The organism is Streptosporangium minutum, from assembly GCF_002149035.1.
GTDB lineage: Bacteria > Actinomycetota > Actinomycetes > Streptosporangiales > Streptosporangiaceae > Streptosporangium > Streptosporangium minutum.
The window spans coordinates 1-16,472 of record NZ_NGFP01000213.1 but is presented as its reverse complement, the minus strand read 5'-3'; the positions used below and the strand labels follow the sequence as shown (position 1 = coordinate 16,472).

At 67.8% G+C, this 16,472-nt stretch carries 13 protein-coding genes; 3 read left to right on the top strand and 10 right to left on the bottom strand.

Going from position 1 to position 16,472, the window contains the following annotated elements:
• Positions 1-159: 159 nt before the first annotated feature.
• The 6 genes from CA984_RS33465 to CA984_RS33440 all read right to left on the bottom strand — a co-directional run bounded on the left by CA984_RS33465 (position 160) and on the right by CA984_RS33440 (position 7,427).
• Entirely contained in the window at positions 160-1,956 is a 1,797-nt protein-coding gene (locus CA984_RS33465; RefSeq protein WP_086577443.1) for a hypothetical protein, read from the bottom strand.
• 257 nt (positions 1,957-2,213) lie between these two features.
• Positions 2,214-2,621, bottom strand: a complete 408-nt coding sequence (locus CA984_RS33460) for a hypothetical protein (RefSeq protein WP_093891975.1) — start codon at positions 2,619-2,621, stop codon at positions 2,214-2,216.
• Positions 2,622-2,861: 240 nt separating this feature from the next.
• On the bottom strand, positions 2,862-3,281 hold the full coding sequence (locus CA984_RS33455) for a PPOX class F420-dependent oxidoreductase (protein WP_086577441.1): 420 nt from the start codon (positions 3,279-3,281) through the stop codon (positions 2,862-2,864).
• 216 nt (positions 3,282-3,497) lie between these two features.
• Positions 3,498-4,463, bottom strand: coding sequence for a D-isomer specific 2-hydroxyacid dehydrogenase family protein (locus CA984_RS33450; RefSeq protein WP_086577440.1), 966 nt, complete (start codon positions 4,461-4,463; stop codon positions 3,498-3,500).
• A gap of 195 nt (positions 4,464-4,658) precedes the next feature.
• Positions 4,659-6,026: a hypothetical protein gene (locus CA984_RS33445; RefSeq protein ID WP_133061849.1), complete on the bottom strand. Its 1,368-nt coding sequence runs from the start codon at positions 6,024-6,026 to the stop codon at positions 4,659-4,661.
• A gap of 138 nt (positions 6,027-6,164) precedes the next feature.
• The gene (locus CA984_RS33440; RefSeq protein WP_086577438.1) at positions 6,165-7,427 is read right to left on the bottom strand and encodes a hypothetical protein; all 1,263 of its coding nucleotides are present in this window, start codon (positions 7,425-7,427) and stop codon (positions 6,165-6,167) included.
• 466 nt (positions 7,428-7,893) lie between these two features.
• Here CA984_RS33440 and CA984_RS33435 point away from each other — a divergent pair, with 466 nt between their 5' ends.
• The 3 genes from CA984_RS33435 to CA984_RS33425 all read left to right on the top strand — a co-directional run bounded on the left by CA984_RS33435 (position 7,894) and on the right by CA984_RS33425 (position 10,933).
• On the top strand, positions 7,894-8,136 hold the full coding sequence (locus CA984_RS33435) for a hypothetical protein (protein WP_086577437.1): 243 nt from the start codon (positions 7,894-7,896) through the stop codon (positions 8,134-8,136).
• Positions 8,133-10,343 (top strand): hypothetical protein, encoded by a 2,211-nt coding sequence (locus CA984_RS33430; protein WP_086577436.1) that lies wholly within the window; start codon positions 8,133-8,135, stop codon positions 10,341-10,343. Before CA984_RS33435 ends, CA984_RS33430 begins: the two co-directional genes overlap by 4 nt.
• A 314-nt stretch (positions 10,344-10,657) precedes the next feature.
• On the top strand, positions 10,658-10,933 hold the full coding sequence (locus CA984_RS33425) for a hypothetical protein (protein WP_133061848.1): 276 nt from the start codon (positions 10,658-10,660) through the stop codon (positions 10,931-10,933).
• Between the two features lie 105 nt (positions 10,934-11,038).
• Here the strand turns inward: CA984_RS33425 and CA984_RS33420 are convergent, their stop codons facing one another.
• From CA984_RS33420 to CA984_RS33405, 4 genes are all read right to left on the bottom strand, one after another.
• Positions 11,039-13,123 carry a DEAD/DEAH box helicase gene (locus CA984_RS33420; protein WP_086577434.1) on the bottom strand — a complete coding sequence of 695 codons (2,085 nt, stop codon included), beginning with the start codon at positions 13,121-13,123 and terminating at the stop codon, positions 11,039-11,041.
• On the bottom strand, positions 13,120-14,502 hold the full coding sequence (brxD, locus tag CA984_RS33415; RefSeq protein WP_086577433.1) for a BREX system ATP-binding protein BrxD: 1,383 nt from the start codon (positions 14,500-14,502) through the stop codon (positions 13,120-13,122). Before brxD ends, CA984_RS33420 begins: the two co-directional genes overlap by 4 nt.
• The gene (locus CA984_RS33410; RefSeq protein WP_086577432.1) at positions 14,499-16,001 is read right to left on the bottom strand and encodes a hypothetical protein; all 1,503 of its coding nucleotides are present in this window, start codon (positions 15,999-16,001) and stop codon (positions 14,499-14,501) included. Before CA984_RS33410 ends, brxD begins: the two co-directional genes overlap by 4 nt.
• A 74-nt stretch (positions 16,002-16,075) precedes the next feature.
• Positions 16,076-16,472 (bottom strand): hypothetical protein (locus CA984_RS33405; RefSeq protein WP_108724652.1); only part of this gene is annotated, 397 nt, incomplete at its 5' end.

The following is a 16,472-nucleotide window of genomic DNA, read 5'->3' as shown; positions in this document are numbered from 1 at the left end:
GGGAGCGCAGGCACCGCCTCCCTCGCCCGTCCGCCAGAGGGCGGACGGGCGAGGGAGGCGGTGCCTGCGCTCCCAGCATGATGATCGTGAGCCCGAGCAGTAGGTCGGCGAAGAGCCAGCCGGCCAGCAGGGTCGAGGTGGAGGTCCTGCGGCGGGTGGTCACCGTGGGATCCTCTGACGGGCCTTCAGGCCGTCGCCGACGCCGTTTCCGCCGCTCTTACGGTTTCCTCCACCTTTACGGTTTCCTCCGCCGCCACCGTCGCCGGGAGCCTCGTCGGAACCGCCACCGTCGCCGGGAGCCTCGCCGGAACCGCCGCCGGCGCTGCATGGAGCCTCGTCGGAACCGCTACGGCCATCACTGCATGGAGCCCCGTCGGAACCGCTGCGGCCACCGTCGCCGGGAGCCCCGTCGGAACCGTCGCCGCCGCTGCCGTCGAGACTCCGGCCGGGACCGTCGTTGCGGCTGCCGGCTCCGGAGGCAGGGGCCCCGAAGGCGTCGGCCGCGCGGTCGACCACGAGCCGCAGCTGCGTGATCGCCTGCTGCAGGCCGGTGACCTCGCCGGCGGTGAGATCCTTCGCCGGCAGGTCGGCGAGAACGTTCGCGAGCGCGGTGGGGAGCCGGTCGAGCGTGTCCCGCGTCTGCTCCATGAGGGTGACCGTCCTGCCCGAGGCGTCGGAGACGAGTTCGATCCGGGAGGCGTGGGCCCCTGCGGTGGCCGACCAGTCGCCGAGGGCCTCCCGGATCTCCGTGCTGGTGTTTCCGAAGGTCCGGCGGAGATCCTCGGCCGCGCCGGCGAGGGTATCGGTGACCCGTCCGCCGAGGAGGTCGACGGCCTTCTCCGTCGACGAACCGACGGAATCCATCGAGACGGCCGCGCGGTCGACCGCGTAGCCGATGCTCACCGTCGCGTCGACCAGCTTGCCGACCTGGGTGTCCAGGCCGGAGACGGTGCTGTGGACCGACTGCATGGATCGCACGAACTCGTCGTTGAACGCACGGCGCAGGTCGAGGGTGGTCTGCGAGATGGTCGTCGACAGCTGGTTCCCGACGTTGGTCACGGCCTGGCCGGTGCGGGATCCCGCGCTGTCGATCACGGCTGAGGCCCGCGACACCGCCGAGGTGAGATCGTCGCAGGTGCTGTTGATGGTCGCCAGGCGCCCGCCGAGGAGCTCTACGGCGTCGCGCACGTCGAGCGCGCTGCCGGCCAGGGCGTCCGTGGTCTTCCGCGTGGCGTCCAAGGTCAGGGTGAGCGCCTCGACCAGCTCGGTGTGCACCTTGCGCGCCGTGGCGCCGACGGAGCCGATGTCGGCCGCCGTCTTGCCGAGCTCGGCCCCGAACCGGACCGGAGAGGAGAGCCGGACCTGACTGAGCACGAGACTCGCCTGGGTCATCGCCCTGCGAAGGCGGACCCGGAGAACCCCCAGGTCCCGATCCGAGGCGTCTTCTCTGGTGTTTCTCGTGACGTTCTCGAAGACGGTCCAGAGGATGAGGCAGAAGATGGCCGCGAGGGTGCAGAGCGCGATGTTGTCGAACTTGAAGAACCCGGGCAGCCTGCCGTCGAAGCCCTGCTGCCACATTTCGAGGAAAGGACGTCGAGCCGCTTCCAGCCCGTTGGCTTCGAGGGCGGCGCCGTAGGCGCCCGTGGCCATCATCAGCCCGAGCCAGGTGATGAAGATCGGTACGAAGACGAGGGCGGGACCGATGGCGGCGCCGAGCCCACGACGCCATCCCGGCTTCCCCCGCTGGGGCGTGGTGCCCGCCGGTTCGCCGTCCACGAGGATGGTGTCATCGGGGGAGAAGGCGGCGAACAGGTCGATCTCACACCAGCGTTCGGCCTTGCCGGGGTCGGTGATCGCGTCCGCGAGATCGCGTAGCTGCTCCTGGCGAGCCGTCAGATGAGGGTGGTCGGCGAGTTCGCGAAGCTCGGCGACAAGCTCCTGGTCCGTCACGGACACCCGATGTCATCTCCTCGATGGTGCTGGCCGTCGTCGGGCAATCCGGACGGACCGATTCATGTGCTGGGACGCGTGATCATTTCGACATCCGGCGCACCTGTCAACGAACGAGACCTACGCGCGCTGCCCGTCCGCGGAGGCCAGGGGCGGCGTCATGGTTCCTCAACCCCGATGTGGCCGCGTGAGGTGTTGTCGTGGTGATGTGCGGTGTGATGCGTGCCAGGTGCGGCACCGCGGTGCCGCACCTGGGGATTCGGTCAGCCGCAGTGGAAGATGGGGGTCATCTTGCTGATGCTCTTGATCTGGTAGGTCGCGCGGAGGCAGCGGCCCTTGCCGTACACGGTCACGGGGCCGGCGTAGTACTCGAAGTAGCCGCTGTCGGAGTCGGTGTCGAGCACGTTGCACACCGATGTCGAGCTCGCGCTACAGGCGTTGAGCCGGACGCTCATGTACTTGGACTCGCCGTAGGACGAGCCGGTGGAGTTGAGACGGGCGCAGTTGTTGCCTGTCGACGATGAGTAGTAGATGTCCAGATAGCCGAGTGATCCGACGGGGAGGTGCTCGATGAGTGAACCCGAACAATCGGCCGCCTGCGCCGGGCTTGCGGAAACGGTCGACACGAGCGCCGCGGCCGCCAAAGTCAGGGCTGCCATTACCAGCTTCACGATTCGCATCCTGATCACACTCCTCAACGAAGATCAAATGAGACATTTGAACCGTAGCAGCGCGGGGAGTTCCGCACGGATGGGGCACGCGCGCGACCCCGGAGACCCGGCCGGGTCGCAGCCGTACGCCTCCGAGAGAACCTCGGCTTGCTCGTTTCGGTGTGCGGGATGCCAGGTCAGGGCTTCGCGGTGGGACCGCGGGGCCGACGCGTACCGTCGATGCCCGGGCGGGGGTGGGTGTCAGCCGACCTGGCTGTTGTCCTTGAGCGTGCCCCAGCCGTGCCAGGTGTCGATCTCGATCCAGGCGCTGAACCGGTGGCGGTCCCGCCGTGGGTACGGCTTCTCGAGGTACTGCTGGGCCAGCCTGTCGATGTCGGTCAGATCCTTGTCGTCGCGGACTTCGGCGATGTGGCCGATGATGCTGATGTGGGTGTACCAGTCGTCCTTGTCGAGCACGGTGAGGGTGACCCGGGGGTCGTCGCGTATGTGGCTCAGCCGCTTGCGGCCCTCATCCATGTTGACCAGGATCCGGCCGTCGTCCCAGAGATACCAGGTGGCCGTGGACACCGGCTGGCCGTCGGACCGGAGCGTCGCGATGACGGCGGGGTTCGGCTTCTTCAGCATGGCGACTGCTTCCTCGGGAAGCGGCGGTTTCGACATGATCTCTCCTCTCCGCGTCGGCGTCCCCTGCGGTGAGGTGACGCACGCGGTTCACGAGATGCGAGACGTACGTCCACGGTGTCACACCCCGGTGGCGCCGGTTCCCACCCCCCTCCGCACGCCGCCCGACCCACGGCGGAGCCCCGGATCGGTGGTGTGGCTGACCGTCCGGCTGCGTGGGCGTCCGGCACGGAGCGGGGGCGTCCGGCAGGGCGGTCAGTAGCCCGTGGCGGGATCGATCAGGCCTTCCAGCGGCCGACCCTCCCGCAGGTGACGCACGTTCCGTTCGACCCGCTCGCAGAGCATCCGCATGACGTACTCGGCGGAGTCCGCGCAGTGCGAGGTGATGAGGGCCCTGGGGTCGCTCCACAGGGGGTGCCCCTCGGGGAGCGGCTCGGGGTCCGTCACGTCCAGGCCGGCGGCGGAGATCGTCCCGTCCCGGAGGGCTTCGACCAGCGCGTCCGTGTCGATGTGCGCGCCGCGCGCGACGTTGACCACGACGGCGTCCGCCGGCAGCAGTGCCAGCTCGGCGGCGCCGATGACGTGCCTGGTCTCCGGGGTGAGGGCGAGGGCCAGCACCAGGACGTCGGTCTCGGGGAGTACGGAGTGCAGAGCCGTGGACGGCAGCGTCTCCTCGGCGCCCTCGACCCTCTCCGGCCTGCGGCGGATCACCCGGACACGGCACTCGAAAGGCCGCAGGAGACGGACGAGCTCGGTGGCGATGCCGCCGCCGCCCAGGATCGTCACCCGCCGGCCGTGCAGGGACCGGGGATCGGCCGGAGACCAGTGCGGCGTCCTGGCCTGCCGTACGACACTGCGCAGGCAGGCCAGCGTCAACATCAGCGCGTGCTCGCTCACCTGCCCGGCGAACGACCCCTTGGCGCAGGTGAAGGTCACCGGACGCCGGAAGAGGCCGTTCGGCGCGAACTTCTCCACCCCAGCCCAGGGGAACTGCACCCACCCGATCCCGGGATGGCCGTCCAGCGCCACCCGGAGCTGCTCCGGCTCCCCGGGGATGAGCCACACCAGGCCGTCGGCCTCGTCCGGAGGCGCGATGACACCGCCCCCGGCGGTCACGGCCTTCTCGATGTTGGCACGGAGAAGATCGAGGTCGGGGGAGTTGGCGCGGCCGTAGGCCGCTCCGATCTCCGCGGACGGGGCGATCGCGATACGGGCTTCCATGAGGCCACATTCTGTCGCGACCGGCCTGCCCGGGTCTGAACCGGGTGCGCGGCGCCGGTTCTCAGCGGATCCGATCCGTTCTCACGCGCCTGGCCCGTCAGAGCTTCCCGGATGCGGCCACGCACTTGGCGGCTCCTTCGGGCACGATGACCGGCATGAAGCCGGTTGTGCGGGCGGACACGGTTCCGCGGGGATTCATGAAGTCGCAGACAGGTCGTCGTCCGGACGGGCTTCGACCGCGCGGAGCGCCGCGACGCGTGGAGACTCCAGAGCCTCGGCGTGGTGGGATCGCGCGCACTCGTCCAGCGCCTGGAGGACCGCCGCGGGGTCGGTGACGCTGGTGGCGTGACGATCGAGGAACATGAGCTGCCGCTGGGTCAGCGTCCTGACCGAGAGCCGGCCGTCGTCTTTCATGATCAGGATGGATCCCACGAGCATCACCGCCTTGTCGGTGCCCTCCAGCGACTGCACCAGCTTGGCGACGGCCTCCGCCTGCCGGTTGTCGTTGTCGGCCTGCTGGCTGTGGATGGTGGCCAGCTCGACGCCGCGGCGGATCTCTTCGGCGATCTCCTTGGTGGTCGCCGAGCTCGCCACGTCCTTGGTCCACATCGTCAGCCGCTGGAAGAAGGATCCGATGAACGGCCTGGAGTCGGGACCGGCCGTCCATCCGAACGCGGCGGCCAGGTTGACGAGCGCGTCCCGCACCGCCGGGCCCGCCTGGGTCTCGCTCACATGAACAGCGCACGACTGCCTCGGCGGTTCCGCGCCCGCGGTCGCGTCCATGGCCTCGGCCTGCGTGCGTAGTGCTTCCCGGAAGGAGCCCTCCGCGCCGGAGCCTTTCTCAAAGGCGGTGAGCATGTCCTCGACCGCTCCGGTGAGGGGGCGGTCCAGGTGTCCCCGCTTTACGAGGATGCGATGCATCTCCATCCGGGCGCTCAGATCAGCGCTCTCACGTCCAAGCTCCGCCGTACGCCGCCGCTCCTGTATCGCGCTCTCACGCTCATGCTCTGCCGCACGCTGCCGCTGCTCCTGGATCGTCCTCTCACGCTCGATCTCCAGCTCTGTTGCCAGGTCGTGCTGCTGCTGCGCCCGGAGCAGGTAGTTCTTCAACTCTTGTTCCCGTAAGGCTCGGTCCTCCTGATGCCGTTGGCGTATTTGGTTCTTCCGGTTCTCCAAGAGAGCTTCCGGTCCGCCTTCCTGCCCCGTCCGGAGATGCTGACCGATGCGCCGGAGCTGTTCGGAGGTTGAAACCGTCTCGGTGCTGGAGAGCTTGATCTCCTTCCCCTCGACGGAAATGCTTACGACCACGCCGTGTTCCGGCTGTGAAAAACTGAATTTGGTCTGATGGCTCAGCCAGACGACTATCGCATCAGCGAATGCGGGGATGTCGGACGGATCGAAGGAGAAGAGCAGCGACTCACGTCCATGGCCCATGGAGCCGGGGTGGTCCTGTCCGTCAGCGGTGCCGATCCGTGACAGAAGCCTGGTCTCATGCGCGGTAGTCCTGCGCAGATCCTCCAGCAGACGGCGGGAGAGCTCGTCGTCGTCGCCGTCCACCGTCACGAGAACGTCCATGATTCCTCACCTGATCGATGCGGGGCCTCACTTCATGAGACGCCTCTCAGCGCCATGGCGGAGACGGAAGAGGTCTCAGGTCGATACCGAAGCGCTCCCGGCCGGCGGCCACCGTGGCGTCGGCTGTCAGCGCTTCACCCGCTCACGGTGGACGACGGTCCGGCTGTCGCGTCCCGGGAACACCATGATCAGGAGCTGCTGGGGGTCCTCGGAGTCGTCCTCCCAGTGAGGCGCGTGGTAATGGACCCGGATGCGGTAGTCGCCCTTGCCGAGGAACGCCAGGTTGGGCAGCCGGCTCCCGCCCATCGGGTCGCCGAGCGCGAGCTCACCGCCGGGGCTGTGGTAGCCGACCTCCACCACGTGGTCCCAGCCCCTGGTCTCCACCGGTGGGCGGCGCCGGTAGGTCTCCGCGGTCGCGCAGGTGAGGTAGTCGGAGTGGACCCGCACCATCGCGTGTCCGGGCAGGGTGGCCACCAGCCCGTTCTTCTGCGTGATGTCCAGCAGGTCGTCCTCGAAGGGGGCCTCGGCGCCCTCGTAGGACTCCAGCACGCCGTAGTCGGTCCACAGCCGCTTCCTGCTCACCTTGACCGGTGGGACGAGCGGCCGGTGCCGCGGCGCCTCCGCGCACATACGCCTTTCCTTGACCTTCCAGACGACGGACCCCAGCTTCCCGGCTTCCTCCTGCGTGCGTACGGTCGCCACCAGGCTGGGGCAGATCGCCATAAGAGCGCCTGCCACCGCATGAACCGTGACACCGCTCCGCTCCCAGAGGCGTGCGATCTCCGCCTCGTCGGCACGGATGTGGACCCCGCACAGATGGTGGCCGTAGGCCAGCAGTTCCCGGTCGGGCATCCGGCTGAACGGCTTCTGGGTCGTGCGCCGTACCGCGCAGAGGAAGGCCCGGTCTCCGGTCTCCCGCGCCCTGCCGGCCGGGGAGGGTGCCGGCCCGCACTCCGCGGCGGAGGTGAGGCGGCCGGGAGACAGGTCGGCGGCGGGCAGGAACAGCAGCAGGCATGCCGGTGCCAGCACCACCGCGGTTCGGCGCACGAGCCTTCCGCGGCGCTCCCGCCACCGACGGACCGCCAGCAGTAGGCAGAGGGCGGTCAGCGTCGGGGCCACGTTCGGCAGGACGAAGATCTCCACGCCCTCACGGCCGCCCCACGTCCTGAGACATCCCCGGTCGATCAGCATGTCCGCCGCGAAGGCCGCCGGTGCGACCCCGTAGGCGGCGAGCAGCAGCATGGCCATCACCCGGCCGGTCACCCGCCCCCACCGGGGCCGCTCGCACCAGCCGGTGGCCAGCGAGGCGACGAAGCTCAGGACGACGACGGGGAGGCCCATGTACCACAGCACCGGAACCCACGCGGTGACCGACCAGACGGAGGGCATCGCCGCTTCATGGAACTCATATCCACGGCACATCTGGATATAGCCAAACATCCCGAACCCGCGCGCGGGCTGAGCCCACATGTAGGCGAACCCACACACCGGGATGGCAAAGGCGAGCACCCACCAGATTCGGAATCTCCACAACACGCCGAGAACCGTATCGATCTTTCTTCATACGGTCATATCTGGTGATTGTCGGCTCCGTGGGTTCTGTCGTGCAGCATGCTGCGGAGAGCGGAGAAGCCGGGATGTGGTGAAGGGGCATCACTTGGTCACACCGAGACTCTCGCACTGCTCAGGTATGCCTTTGATTCCTAAATGTAGCGTTTTCAGATCATATTAGGCGTATTTCACTATTTCGTGAGATTGGGGGTTGTTCGGTGAGGTGCTGTTGATTAACCTGTGACAGGCACGGGGAGCCGCCTCCTGATCTGTTTCTGTACGGCGAGCCATACGGGAGATCGTTGTGGCCGACCTCGATCGCGAGGCGATGCGGGCAGTGGTGGAGCGGATCCAGCGGCTGTCGGACGAGCACTGGTGGGCGCTCGCCCCTTCCTGCCGCCTGATGGAGAACGACGCGTGGGTGGGTCCCACCGGCACCCGGTTCGGCACCGACGTCCATGCCGACCAGCGGGAGCTGCGTGACCTGCTCACCAAGGCGGTGCACAGCGCGCGGAGCAAGATGGCGTCGCTGCCGGACAAGCCATGACCGGCTCCGGCTTCACCGGGGTCAAGCAGCCCGAGTTCGACACGATGGCGGGCAAGCACACGCAGGCCGCCGGGCGGCTTGAGCAACTGGCGGAGGCGCTGTACGGCGAGCTGCAGAGCGCCGGAGTGGACACCTCTCCGGCGCTGCGCCTGCGCGAGCTGGCCGGTCGGGTCGGCAAGCAGGCCGACGACCTGAGACGCCGACAGGCGCTGATCCGTGAGATGGAGCAGCAGAAGGTCAGCTTCGGGACCTCCACGACCGCCGGATCCTTCATGGAGATGCCCGACGGGCTGGACGCCGCCCAAGGCCTGCTGGACGGGACGGTGGCCGCCCGCGCGGCGCTGCTCGCCGTGGGCGGGGACGCCAAGGCGCTCGCGGCGCTGCAGAAGTACGCGAAGAGGGGCAATGACCCGGAGTTCGTCAGGACGTTCCTGCGGAAACTGGGAGCGAAAGGGGTCACCGAGCTGCCTGGCTCACTGGCGGCGCAACTGCGCGACGGCCTGAACCATGGGAAGTCCGCACGAGTGGATCAGATCTCCACGCAGAGCAAACAGGCGCTGCGCATGCTCAGCGCGGCTCTCGCCGGTGGGACCGACCCGAAGAACAAGGCCTATATGGGCGATGACTTTCTCAAACAACTCGTCGCACAGGGCCGGGCCGAACATACCGTCGGTGACGTGAAGTACGCGGGTTACCAGGCCCAGGCGCTGATCTGGGGCGCCCACGACGGAAAGCCGCCGTTCTCCGGGAAGTTCATGGAGACCGTCGGCAGCGACGCGGTCGCCTACGAGAAGGAGCAGTACAAGGACAGGTGGGCGGCGAGCAAGGACGCGCTCGGCCAGGCCGTCGGCGGCCGGCAGGTCCCCCTGTTCGATCTGGCCGCCGCCCTGGGGCTGGGCTCCCTGATGAAACCGGGCGCGGCGGCGGGATCGGGCAAGCGGGTCAAGGCGGCGGTCGTGGAGGACCTGCTCCACGCGGCCGGGTCCGGTAAGGAGGCCTCTCAGGCTCTGCTGAACCACACTCCGGCGGGATGGAAGCAGTCGGTGCTCGACCACATGCTGACCACGCGGCTGGGAGCCTTCGACTACACCGACAACTACGGATCGTTCAGCAAGGTGCTGCTGGCAGGCGCGACCGGCCAGGACGCGACCTCCAAGAAGCTGGCCGCCGAGCTGACCAAGTCCCTGGCGGACCAGGCCCGGGGCGCCTTCGGCAAGGCGGGTGACGGCAACCTGGAGATCACCAACAGGGCCGTACTCGACCGGCTCGCTCCCCTGCGCTACCCCCTGGCCCGCGCGATGGCGGCCAACATCGACCAGGTCTCCAACCTTCTCCTCAACCACGGGATGTTCGGCAAGGTTGACGCCACGGCCATGTCCTACGCGCTGGCACTGGCCACCCGTGACGACGCCGGGTTCGAGGCGCTGATCCGAGCGCAGACCGAGCACATGAAGGCGGCGCTCGACAGCGTGCCCCCGGTGGGCCTTGAGAAGTCGAACCTCAAAGCTTTGGGTTTCACCGAGGCCGACCTCAAGACGTTCGACTTCGACGAGGACGGCCGGATCGGCAAGACCGACGTCGCGCAGTTCCTCGTCGACAACATCGTGGGGGAGGCGCGCCCCTTCGGGCACCTCGTGGAGATCCGCCGCCAGGTCATGATCGCCGAGGGGCTGGACGACAAGAAGGTGAGCGAGGCGTTGCAGACCATGGTGCGCGACACGATCGGGCTGATCCCGGTGCCCGGTGCCAGACAGGTGGGCGAGCTGGCCACCGGCGCCTTCGGGTCGTTGCTCACCACCCAGTACGACAAGGCCACCGGGGCCGGCTACGACGCGGCGGCCAAGTGGGCCGCCGGGCAGGTGTCGGAGAAGGGGCTGAATCTGGGTGAGACGTACCAGAGGCTGGCGAACGACCGGCTCGCCGTGGAGAAGCTGGCAGAGCAGATGATCGCCACCGCCATGTTGAAGAAGGGGATGCTGGACGATGCATCCCTGAAACATCAGACCTTCACGGTCGGGGCTCCGCCGACGATCAAGCCCTTCACCGAGATGAGCCCGGCCGAGTACAGCGAATTCCTTGGATGGGTCAACGAAAAAGGCGGAAGCGCTGATCTGCTCGACCGTTTTGCCGGCACCTTCCGGAGGACCAGTGACGTAGACGATTACCTCAACCTCCGGATCCCTTCTTCCCAGGAGGGTAGCAAGTGAGGCTTCGCAGAGCGCTGTTCGCGCTACCTGCTGCCATGTGCTTCGCGGTGGCCTGTACACCTGACAAGGCGACTATCCCTACACCTCCATCGGTGGGCGTGGGAGCGGTTACTGATTCGGCCCCCTACCTTTGCAAACTTGTACCCGAGCAGGCGTTCCGATTGATCAGCGGCTTGACCAAGTCCCTCAGCAATGAGACGAGCGGTGATGACGAGGCCGGTAGTTGCTGGGCGCCGGGCGCCATACCCCACTCGTTGAGAGTCGTGTGGGTACAAGAGACCGCCGATTCGCCGCGTGAGTATCTTGACTACCTCATGAACGACAGACGCAAGGTCTTCACCAGGCATGGAGCGACCAGGCTTCCTGTCGTTCTCGGTGAGGGTTACGCGGTGTACTTCCCGGAGGGGCCGTTCAGTGACCAGCCATACCAGGTGACCGCGAGGTTCTCCTGCGATGGCAAGGATCGAATCATCGACCTTAAAATGACCCAGGTCGCCAAGGGCAGGGATGGGATCAAAGACATGATCGAGCTGATGCGGATCGCCCAGAAGCGCTACGGCCAGCTCTACAAGTGCGCGCCTGGCGGGTAGTGAATCGCTCGGGCCCGGTAGAGACTCAGGTGTGTCCCGCGACCACCCTCGACTGCCGTCCCGCCAACATCACAGACGGATCTGTGGGGTGCTACCGGGGGCCGGTCACCGTACCAGGAGGCGCGTCGGCTCGGTAAGCGTGAAGACCGCCGCCGAGAAATCGGCGAGGCGAGTGGCCAGTGTCTCGACGGCGAGGTCGCGCGGAAGCGCGGTATTGAATTTGAGCCCGTTCAATGCTCTGTCATCCACCTCCGGGCGCCTGATCTCGAGGGTCCGCAAGCCATCGCGCCAGACAGATCTGCTGAGATCGTTGCGTAATCTGACGCGCAGATCCTCCACCCGATGGGTGGGGTCGGCCAGAGGTCCGAGTGTGGCCTTCAGCGTGGCGTTGCCCCGGTATCCCGCCCAGGTCCACCAGTAGAGGTCCCCGTCCTCACGTACGATCACGGTGCCCTCAGGGTGAACGGTGTCGGCGATCTCCGCGCGCACCTTGGCGAGTACGTCCGCAGCCCGCCGCGTGAGCCGTACCGGGGGATCGACGCCCAGGGCGACATCGCGCATGGCGCGCGCCAGTGAGAAGGACGTGCCCCCGAACGCCGATGACGCCCACCGAGCCTCTCCTCCCGTTCCCTCCACGGGTTCGACGAAGCACCGCCGCCGTTTCCAGTCGACCCAGTCCACCTCCCAGGTCCTCCCCGCGAGAAGAAGCAGACGCGGGCCTTGGACCGAGGAGGTCAGCAGGCCGGGATCGGTACGGCCGATCTCGATGCTGCCGTGGAGCACGGTGAACTCCGGCGGTGCCGTGAACACCGCGGTCAGGTCCATGAAATGACGGCGCCCGAAGCGCTGTTCGGCCGCGGGCCCGATGAGGAGTCCCCCGCCGTCTCGTTCGAGGAACCCCTCAGCGATCAGGTGGTCGAGCAGTGGCTGAGCGGAGCGATGTTCAAAAGGGCTGAGACCGTTCCACCAGTCCGGCCAGAGCGAATCGCCGATCCGTCCTTCCTGCAAGGTGAGCGCCAGGAGTTGCTGGGCGACGATGTGCCGTGGCTCCTGCGGGGGCTGCACCGGCTCGACATAGCCTGTGCCCCACAAGTGCAGCAGCCCTGCCGCCGTGAGGAGATCGTCACGGCTCAGTGCCAGGACCAGGCAGTTGCGTCTCGTGCCCGACCGCCGTCCCGTACGGCCGAGCCGCTGGAGAAACGAGGCGACCGACCAGGGCGCGTTGATCTGGATGACGCGGTCCAGGTCACCGACGTCGATCCCCAGTTCCAGAGTGGACGTGGAGACGATGACGCAGTCGCGGGCTTGGGCGAAGGCTTCCTCGGCACGACGGCGTTCGTCGGCGGAGAGAGAGGCATGGGACAGGAAGGTGTTCACGCCGTGGCCGCGGAGCATCTCTCCCAGCTCCTCGACCATGCGCCGGGAGTCACAGAAGACCAGCCGTTTCTCACCCTGGTGCAGTGCGGCGATGACACGGGCCGCGTTCACGGCGGAGCCGACGTAGTCCAGCTCGATGTCAGGAGGACCGGAGCCGATGACCACTTCGGGAGCGATCACCCGCGCGGGCCGTGTCCCCGTGCCGGATCCCTGGAGCCAGGAGAGCAGTTCGCCGGGGTTGCCCACCGTGGCGGAGAGCCCGATCCGCTGAAGAGGGCGTTCCGCCAGGTGGGTGAGCCGTTCCAGGACGCACAGCAGGTGCCAGCCCCGGTCGTCCTTGGCGAAGGCGTGCACCTCGTCCACCACCACCGTCCGCAGGTCCCGCATGAGGCGCCGGTGGTCCACCCGGGTCCCGATGAGCATCGCCTCAAGCGATTCCGGAGTGGTCAGCAACACGTCCGGCGGGTCACGCAGGATTGACTGCCGCCGCGAACCGGAGACGTCGCCGTGCCAGAGCTCCACCCGCCTGCCCAGCCAGGTCGCGTACATCTGCAGGCGTGGCAGCAGGTTGTTGAGGAGCGCCTTCAGCGGACAGACGTACAGCACGGACAGGCCTGACCATCGCTGCTCCTCCATCGAGGAGAGCAGCGGGAAGACCACCGCTTCGGTCTTGCCGCCGGCCGTCGGGGCGACCAGGAGGGTGTCGTCCCCGATTTTGATCGGAGAGAGGGCCGCGGCCTGCAGTGTTCGCAGCTCAGGCCAGCCGAGGGTGTTGGTGACGTGGTAGGCCAGCGTCGGATGCAGTGACGTCACGTCAGGTCGAGTTCCACCTCGTCCGCCGACAAAGCTCGGTGTGCGTCGCGTGCCGTGCCACGCGCCGTATCGTCCGCCGTTCTGCGCGCCGTGCCGCGCGCCGCGTTGCGCTCGTCGTCGTTCAGTTCGGTGTCGGAGATGGTCAGCCGGTAGTGCCTGCGGGGATCGAAATCCTCATGGTCGGCCACGCGGTGCAGCACGTCCGCGACGAGCTTCCGCAGGAATGTCCGGGGAGCCGTACCGACTCCCAGCCGGCCCGCGACGGTTGTGGACAGGTCCTTGATGTAGCCGTCATCGACCAGTGATCTGATCCGTGCCTCGGCGGGGTTCCCCCCGGCGTAAAGGTCGCGTACGGCACAGCCGAGCTGGACGAGCTTGTCCGTGTCGAAACCGGTAAGACGGATCTGCACCGCGCGGGCCGTGTCGAACCGGGGATCGGTGTCGAAGTCAGTGGCCAGCCGTTGGGCGAGTGGGGTGAGCCGCTGCACGCCCTGCTGCCCGTCGTAGAACGCGGGGGTTCCGGTGATGACGAGATAGAGCCCCGGGAACCGGCCCTTGTCGATCTCATCGATGAGCTGCCGGAGCGTGTTGAGGCTCCGCTCCCGGATGTCGCTGCGCATACGCTGCAACGTCTCGATCTCATCGAGCACGACGAGCAGTCCGGGGTGACCGCAGTCCCGCAGCACCACCAGCAGGCCCTGCAGGAAGCCGAGCGCGTTCCCCGAGTCCAGCTTCCCCTTGATGTTCGCGTAGCGGAGAACCGCCGCCGCCACGTTCGGTTCCCCGCCCACCCACGCCAGCAACCCGTCCGCGATGGCCTGGTCCCCGGCGAGTCTGGCCCGGCGGTAGAAGCGCAACGCGGTGGCGAAGGCGGGAGCGGTCTGGGCCGCCTCGGCGAGCCGGGACTCGATGAGCTCGTCGACCGCCGGCACCATCGCCCGCCTGTTGTCCTTGGCGATTCCCGCCGCGGCGCTCACATCGTCCTCAAGGGTGAGGAGCCAGCTGTCGACGATCTCCCGTAGCGCGCTCGGCGGGCTGCTGGCCGTGGAGAGCCCGCCGATCAGGGCACGGTAGACGGTCTCCAGCTTGTGCAGGGGCGTCTGGGTGTCGGAGATCTGGATCTCGCTGGTAGCCATCCGCATCCGCTTGGCGCGTTCGGCGAGCCACCGTGCGAAGAAGGTCTTGCCGGAGCCGTACTCGCCGCGGATCGCCTTGAAGCCACCGCGACCGCTCGCCGCGACGGCGAGTTCCTCGTCGAGGACCTTCTCGAACCCCTCCATGCCGACGGCGAAGAGATCGAGGCCGTTCTGCGGGACGGTGCCGCGCCCCAGAGCGGCGATGATCTGCTGTCGTCTCGCCCGGCTGACCTTGTGCCTCATGGCTCAACCTCCTCGTCGAAAAACTGTTCCATCAGGAGCCGCAGGTTCAGATCGACGGTCTGGTCGCCGTCCTTGAGAGTGAGGACGTCGTAGCCGTCGACGTTGAGCAGGCGCTTCGCCGCACCCATCAGCAGACCCGTCCGGTCCACCGGTTCGTTGATCAGTGCTCCCGCCTCCGTCACGGAGAGACGGCCATCACGAGCGTCCAGACCATTGATCAGCGCGGTGACCTGCTCGTCGGAGATCGCACTGCGGGAGATCCGCCGCTGCTCGGCGAACGCGTCGGACGCGGTCACCCGTTCGCCGAGCGTCATGGGACGGCCGGGAATGCTCGGCCCGGTCGTCGCCGGCATGGTGACCGGGACGCTCTCACGCGGGACGGGCGGCGGAGCCTGCGGCACAGATCTCAGCGGTGGCTGGGAGAGCTGTGCGGGTATCGGTGAGGGCCGGGAGGTCGGTACGGATCTCGGCAGTGGCTGTTGCGAGATCGGCACGGAGGTTCGGGAGATGCGTGACGGTGTCTCCGGCGACGGGCGGTTCACCGATGGGCCGATCGGCAGGCTGATCCATTCGGAATCGGGACTGTGCGTCCCGGCGTGCTCGGCCGGCTCGGAGACCTGCCGGAGCGGGGGCCGGCGCACGATGATCCGGCTGCGGCCGAGGATCGCCTGAACCCATTCCCTCGCGATCGGGCGAGTTCCGACCGGACCCGCCGCACGTGCGAACAGCTCGGCGACCGCGTGCGCCGTCTGCGGCTCCAGACCGGGAAGCAGCGTCAACTCCTTGCCGGGGCGAACATGTGCGTCACAAGCCAGCACGCGGCCCATGAGCAGTGCGAGCTTGTAGCGGTCGGTGTCCAGATCGGGGCCGGTGGACGGCTGGAGAGGGTCGTCCCAGCCGGGAGTATGGGCTTGCCGTAGCACGGGCTCACCGCCGTGACGGCGGAAGCCGTCGCAGTCGAGAACGAATATCTTGTACGGCGGAGCCGGCTGCCACAGCAGGTTGCGGGACGAGAGGTCACCGAGCACGAACCCGTGGCCGTGCAGCAGGTCGACCAACCGGGCGGCGGCCAGAGCGATCCCGGTACGGCCTGCGATGTCCGGCTGACGCAGGTCCTGCCCGGCCCGGCCGGGCTGGAACAGCAGATAACGCGCCTCGACCGGTGTGGACGCGCCGCCGATGTCACGGAGGAACTCGGCGGGAATCTCATGCATGAGGAATCCGGTGATCCGGTCCCCGTCATGGACACGTGCCACCGGCCACGCACAGACGCCGAGCAACAGATGCCGTTCGGTGGGCGCGAGGTTGTCACCGAAGTTCACGAGGTCGGCGAGGGCTCTGTCGTTCACCGCTCCGGCCTGCGGTGTGTACTCCTTGTAGACGAGCCGGCCGAAGCCTGCCACCCGGGTGACCGTCCCCTGGCCGCCCTCGCCCAGGGGTTCGGGCTCCAGAGACAGTGAGGCCCGCCGCCGGTCGAGTGGGTGCGCTACGAAAGCCAATTCAGACTCTCCAGATGCGGATCGCCGTACGGAGGGACAACTGGGGGAGTACCTGCTCACTCATCAGGTGATCCTCAGTTCTTGGAAGTAGGGGCGCAGCCGTCCGAAACGAAGTAGATCTCCATGGAGATCGACCCGCTGGGAGCGGAGAGGTCGTGGAAGTTCCGGGTCGCGGCCGTCCCGAAGATCTTCGGATAGGCCGTGCCGAGGGCGGTGTTGACCCGCGTGGCGAGACGGACGCCTTCTCCGGCACCGCCGTCGGCACCGAAGGTCAGGACCATGCCGGCGTGCCGACCGGCCAGATGCTTCTTGTGCCGGAGAAGTTTCCTCTTCACCTGTACGGCCAGCGCGCTGTCATCGGTGCCCGGACTGACCCGGAACGAGATTTTGACGGGCTTCGCCCGGACGCCTCCGATACGGGTCGCGCAGGGGGACGGGGTCGGGGTGGCGCAGGGGGACGGGGTCGGGGTG

Bases quoted from the DNA above. Each gene is read 5' to 3' on its own strand.
- CA984_RS33455 (WP_086577441.1), bottom strand. From the start codon at position 3,281: ATGTCGAAACCGCCGCTTCCCGAGGAAGCAGTCGCCATGCTGAAGAAG.
- CA984_RS33425 (WP_133061848.1), top strand. From the start codon at position 10,658: ATGAACGACAGACGCAAGGTCTTCACCAGGCATGGAGCGACCAGGCTT.
- CA984_RS33450 (WP_086577440.1), bottom strand. From the start codon at position 4,463: ATGGAAGCCCGTATCGCGATCGCCCCGTCCGCGGAGATCGGAGCGGCC.
- CA984_RS33430 (WP_086577436.1), top strand. From the start codon at position 8,133: ATGACCGGCTCCGGCTTCACCGGGGTCAAGCAGCCCGAGTTCGACACG.
- brxD (WP_086577433.1), bottom strand. From the start codon at position 14,502: ATGAGGCACAAGGTCAGCCGGGCGAGACGACAGCAGATCATCGCCGCT.
- CA984_RS33440 (WP_086577438.1), bottom strand. From the start codon at position 7,427: ATGCCCTCCGTCTGGTCGGTCACCGCGTGGGTTCCGGTGCTGTGGTAC.